We start from the raw sequence: 5000 nt of genomic DNA, 5'->3' as shown, positions 1-5000 counted from the left end.
GTTCCGACCCGCACGAAAGGTGTAACGATTTGGGCACTGTCTCAACCAGAGACTCGGTGAAATTATAGTACCTGTGAAGATGCAGGTTACCCGCGACAGGACGGAAAGACCCCGTGGAGCTTTACTGTAGCCTGATATTGAATTTTGGTACAGTTTGTACAGGATAGGCGGGAGCCATTGAAACCGGAGCGCTAGCTTCGGTGGAGGCGCTGGTGGGATACCGCCCTGACTGTATTGAAATTCTAACCTACGGGTCTTATCGACCCGGGAGACAGTGTCAGGTGGGCAGTTTGACTGGGGCGGTCGCCTCCTAAAGTGTAACGGAGGCGCCCAAAGGTTCCCTCAGAATGGTTGGAAATCATTCGTAGAGTGCAAAGGCATAAGGGAGCTTGACTGCGAGACCTACAAGTCGAGCAGGGACGAAAGTCGGGCTTAGTGATCCGGTGGTTCCGCATGGAAGGGCCATCGCTCAACGGATAAAAGCTACCCCGGGGATAACAGGCTTATCTCCCCCAAGAGTCCACATCGACGGGGAGGTTTGGCACCTCGATGTCGGCTCATCGCATCCTGGGGCTGTAGTCGGTCCCAAGGGTTGGGCTGTTCGCCCATTAAAGCGGTACGCGAGCTGGGTTCAGAACGTCGTGAGACAGTTCGGTCCCTATCCGTCGTGGGCGTAGGAAATTTGAGAGGAGCTGTCCTTAGTACGAGAGGACCGGGATGGACGCACCGCTGGTGTACCAGTTGTTCTGCCAAGGGCATAGCTGGGTAGCTATGTGCGGAAGGGATAAGTGCTGAAAGCATCTAAGCATGAAGCCCCCCTCAAGATGAGATTTCCCATAGCGTAAGCTAGTAAGATCCCTGAAAGATGATCAGGTTGATAGGTTCGAGGTGGAAGCATGGTGACATGTGGAGCTGACGAATACTAATAGATCGAGGACTTAACCATATAATATGTAGCAAATGTTATCTAGTTTTGAAGGAATATGCCTTCAATAGTTTGGTGATGATGGCAGAGAGGTCACACCCGTTCCCATACCGAACACGGAAGTTAAGCTCTCTAGCGCCGATGGTAGTTGGGACCTTGTCCCTGTGAGAGTAGGACGTCGCCAAGCACCTTTAAGACGAGTCAGAATGACTCGTCTTTTTTGTATTTTATAAAAATAAGAATGGCTGGTAAATCTCAGTTTATTAAAATTTCACTTTATTGTTCACATCAACAAGTTCAAAACGCTCACAGATGAGTAACATATCTTCAGAGAAATTAAGACCAAGCTCATTTAGTTCCTTTGTAAAAAAACGAACATGGGTGTCTCTCCAGTAATTATAAGTACGATCTCCTTCGCCTTCAGCGATAGCGAATTCTTCGCTTACTTCATTCATTGGTGTTACAGTTACTTCTATTGTCTTAATAATAGCTACAGGTTCATCATTACTATTGAGTATAATACTATAATCATTAGTAGTCGGTAGGGATTCATTTTCTAATTCATAAAAAATGTGACCGGAGCATGTAGCTGTTTTAATACCGTCAATTACTAGTTGTGCAAGGTAATTAGGGGCATCCCCAAATTGCCAAGCTGTAACAGATTCTGGTTTTTTGTTGTTTCCCCAATAAGTATCCCAATATGTCTGTGCTAATTGATTCATTTTTATCGTCACCTCACTCTAATTAATATTTAATCTCTTTATAATTCCTAGGAAATTTATTTATTTGTTATGCCTTTGTACTTATTTTTAATTTGTATCAGTGTTTTGCAAATTAAAAAGATACTATGTGGAGTGAATATAGTTTGTAAATATGTTCTGTACATATATGGGATCTTTAATTTTCCAATTGCATTTTATGATAAAGGACATAGTTACTTAAAGAACGTTCAGATTATGAATGGTAGTTTATTATCACTATGCCATATTGAAGTGAGTAATACTAGAGTTGAAATAGATAAAAAAACCGATATTCTAAATTGAATATCAGTTTAATAATATGTGACTTATATGAATCTATAGCAATACGAAAAGCGTAAATAAGATAGCCAACAAAATACGATAGTATGCAAAAGGTTTTAAACCTATCTTCTCTAAAAGCTTTAGAAAAGTTACTACCGCTAGCATCGCTACTATAAAAGAGGTAATGAATCCTACCGCAAACATAGGGATGTCATCGACACTTAAATACTTCCAACTTTTTAGTAAGTCTAAGCCTGTCGCCCCAATCATTACAGGAAGAGCTATTAGAAAAGAGAATTCAGATGCAGTCTTATAATTTACTTTGGCTAATAGACCTCCAGAGATAGTAGAGCCAGCTCTAGAGAAGCCAGGGTATACCGCTAAGCACTGAAATAATCCGATTGTTAAAGCTTGGCGGTATGTTAAATCGTCCAGTGAATAGGCTGCTGCCTCTTTCTTTTTTACTTCTGCAAAGATCATAAGAATTGCCCCTGCTACAAGTCCAATCACAACAGTGTATGGCTGGAATAAGTATGTTTTAATAATATCATGTAGTAGCAAACCAGCAACCACTGCCGGAAATACGCCAAGAAATACATGGAACGCGTTGAATTTTTTTTCTTTCTGTATAAGAGGTTTAATATTACATAAAGAAACGAGACGTTTATGATATAAAATTGCAATAGCTAAAATTGCGCCTAGCTGAATAACAATTTCAAACGTTTTTGCTCTTTCTCCCTCAAAGCCTAATAAATGCCCGACTAATATAAGGTGGCCAGTAGAAGATATAGGTAAAAATTCAGCTAATCCTTCTACAATACCGAGTATGAAGGCAATAATGATATCGCTCATAGTTTCACTCCTATACATTAATGAATGTCTACTTTTTTAAAATAGAATAGTGTTGCAATAAATCCGGAAATTGTCGTTACTGCAATGATGATATAAGAATACTCTGGTGGATATGTCGGTTGTAATTCGTTATTTGCGATATCTAGAGTAGCGGTCCACGGAAATAAATCTTTATGCTTGGAGTTTACGAGCATAAGATTAGTCATTGTAATAATGACTGTTAATATAATGGGTGGTACATAGCTCTTCATTACAAGAGTTAGTAGCACAATAGGTGAAGACAATAGAAAGAGAAGTCCACCACATATTAAAAATTCTAGGAAAGAACCTAAAAGTAAAGAAATGTTAAAACCAGGGAAGTTCCCCAATAGCCCTAATATTAAAGTAAGTGCCCAAGCGACTAAAGTTAGCATCATAATCCAAAGAAAGAGAATGATGAATTTACTTATAATAAAGCTAATGCGCGACACGGGGATAGTTAGTAAATTTTTCAGTGTATCTTCTGTATATTCGCGGGTAAGCAAATAAGCAACCACTACTCCATATAAGGGGAATCCTATAACTAAAGTAGTATATAAGTTAACGTCAGTGAATAATTGATGGAACCAAATAGTTGGAGTTGGCTGTTTTGTTTTTATATGTATATAAGAGGCTACTACAACTAAGAAAGGTGCGACACCAGCACCAATAATGCTAATTAAAAACATATTAGAGCGTTTTAGCTTTAAGAGTTCTGTATAGAGTAGATTAACCAATTGTTCCACCTCCAACTAGTTTGGTGAAATAATCTTCTAGTCTATCTTCGCTTATCATCATTTTTAATACTTCAATACCATTGAGAACAAACGTTCTGTTTATGTATCCTTGTTGTCCAAAATGAGAGTAAATACGAATATTTCCTTCATCATGTACTTCATAATCAAAAATTTGAAGATGATTTTCTAATAACATCACAGCTTTATCGTCATTATTCACTTGAAACTCTATGTACTTACGGTTTGCTTTGCGCAGCGTATCAAGAGAAACTTCTTCTAGTAACTTTCCTTCATGAATAATTCCGATACGATCGACTAACTGTTCTACCTCGGCTAATATGTGACTAGAAATGAGTATTGTTATATTTCTTTCTTGAGCTAAAGAATGAATAAGTTTTCGCATTTCTTTAATACCAATAGGGTCTAGTCCGTTAGTTGGTTCATCTAATATGAGTAGCTCAGGATAATGGAGAAGAGCGCGTGCAATTCCTAAGCGTTGCTTCATTCCTAAAGAATACTTTCCTACTAACTTTTTTGTCTCATGCTGCAAGCCTACTATTTCTAATGCTTCTTCGATAGCATTCTTTTTGTGAACCCCAATTATCTTTGCATTAATTAATAGGTTTTCTTTTGCAGTTAAGTTTTCATAAAATCCTGGAACTTCAACTATAGAACCAATTCTGCTTAAAATATCTTTTTGATTTTGGAATAAGTTCTCTCCGAATATTTCAATCGTTCCACTTGTAGGCTTTATAAGACTAAGTAGCATACGAATGGTTGTTGTTTTACCAGCACCGTTGCGGCCTATGAAGCCATAAATCTCCCCTTGTTGAACATTAATATTTAAATTATCTACTGATTTTTGATTGCCATATACTTTAGTAAGGTTAGTCGTTTTTATAATTGTATTTATAGGAGACACCTGCTTTCTATAAGATCTTACTTACATCATAAAAAGGAAGGCTTAACTGCATATTAATCATTTCTTAACTATTTCTTAAAAGTATTGTGCTTTGGAATAGAAAAGCCAAAAGTAGTTCGTTTCCATGGAGTACTTTCAACCCATATATGTCCACCGTTTTTCTCAACAAGCGCTTTGGAAATAGAAAGCCCGAGACCGCTACCACCAAATGAAGAGTTTCTTGATTGTTCGCTTCGGTACATTCGCTCAAATACGTTTTGTAAATCATGTTTTGGAATACCAGGGCCTTGATCCCAAATATGAAGTTCGTATTCTGCATCAGCTTCTAGCAATTCGACTCCTATTGTTTTCCCATCCTTTCCGTAATAAATTGCATTTTTCATTAAATTACCGATAATCCGCATAATGCTTAGATGATCTGCGATGATAGGACAAGTAGACTCTGGTATGCGAATTTGCAGTTCGATGTTATGTTTTGAGAGCTCAGGTAAAAATTCAATCAAAACTTCTCTAGTAACTTCAGA

The 5000-nt window shown here is 38.0% G+C and carries 5 protein-coding genes and 2 rRNA genes (2 of these 7 running past the window's edge); 2 read left to right on the top strand and 5 right to left on the bottom strand.

Annotation, left to right across the window (positions count from 1 at the left end):
• A 23S ribosomal RNA gene (locus MKY38_RS20745) occupies window positions 1-946 on the top strand (it extends 1976 nt beyond the left edge of the window).
• 50 nt (window positions 947-996) lie between these two features.
• Window positions 997-1112 (top strand): 5S ribosomal RNA (gene rrf, locus MKY38_RS20740).
• 76 nt (window positions 1113-1188) lie between these two features.
• Here rrf and MKY38_RS20735 read toward each other — a convergent pair.
• The 5 genes from MKY38_RS20735 to MKY38_RS20715 all read right to left on the bottom strand — a co-directional run.
• On the bottom strand, window positions 1189-1647 hold the full coding sequence (locus MKY38_RS20735; protein ID WP_065223792.1) for an ASCH domain-containing protein: 459 nt from the start codon (window positions 1645-1647) through the stop codon (window positions 1189-1191).
• Window positions 1648-2001: 354 nt separating this feature from the next.
• Window positions 2002-2799 carry an undecaprenyl-diphosphate phosphatase UppP gene (gene uppP, locus MKY38_RS20730; protein WP_001279957.1) on the bottom strand — a complete coding sequence of 266 codons (798 nt, stop codon included), beginning with the start codon at window positions 2797-2799 and terminating at the stop codon, window positions 2002-2004.
• Between the two features lie 17 nt (window positions 2800-2816).
• Window positions 2817-3554: an ABC transporter permease gene (locus MKY38_RS20725; protein ID WP_000247719.1), complete on the bottom strand. Its 738-nt coding sequence runs from the start codon at window positions 3552-3554 to the stop codon at window positions 2817-2819.
• Window positions 3547-4476 carry an ABC transporter ATP-binding protein gene (locus MKY38_RS20720; RefSeq protein WP_065223794.1) on the bottom strand — a complete coding sequence of 310 codons (930 nt, stop codon included), beginning with the start codon at window positions 4474-4476 and terminating at the stop codon, window positions 3547-3549. Before MKY38_RS20720 ends, MKY38_RS20725 begins: the two co-directional genes overlap by 8 nt.
• 68 nt (window positions 4477-4544) lie before the next feature.
• Window positions 4545-5000: the 3' portion of a sensor histidine kinase gene (locus MKY38_RS20715; protein ID WP_114556235.1), read on the bottom strand. The gene runs 558 nt beyond the window's last position; the window shows 456 of its 1014 coding nt (coding positions 559-1014); the start codon falls outside the window, past its right edge; the stop codon is at window positions 4545-4547.

It is taken from the genome of Bacillus sp. FSL R5-0585 (assembly GCF_038004545.1).
Classification (GTDB): Bacteria; Bacillota; Bacilli; order Bacillales; family Bacillaceae_G; genus Bacillus_A; species Bacillus_A cereus.
Note: the sequence above shows the minus strand (reverse complement) of the source record. Positions and strands in the feature narration are given on the sequence as shown.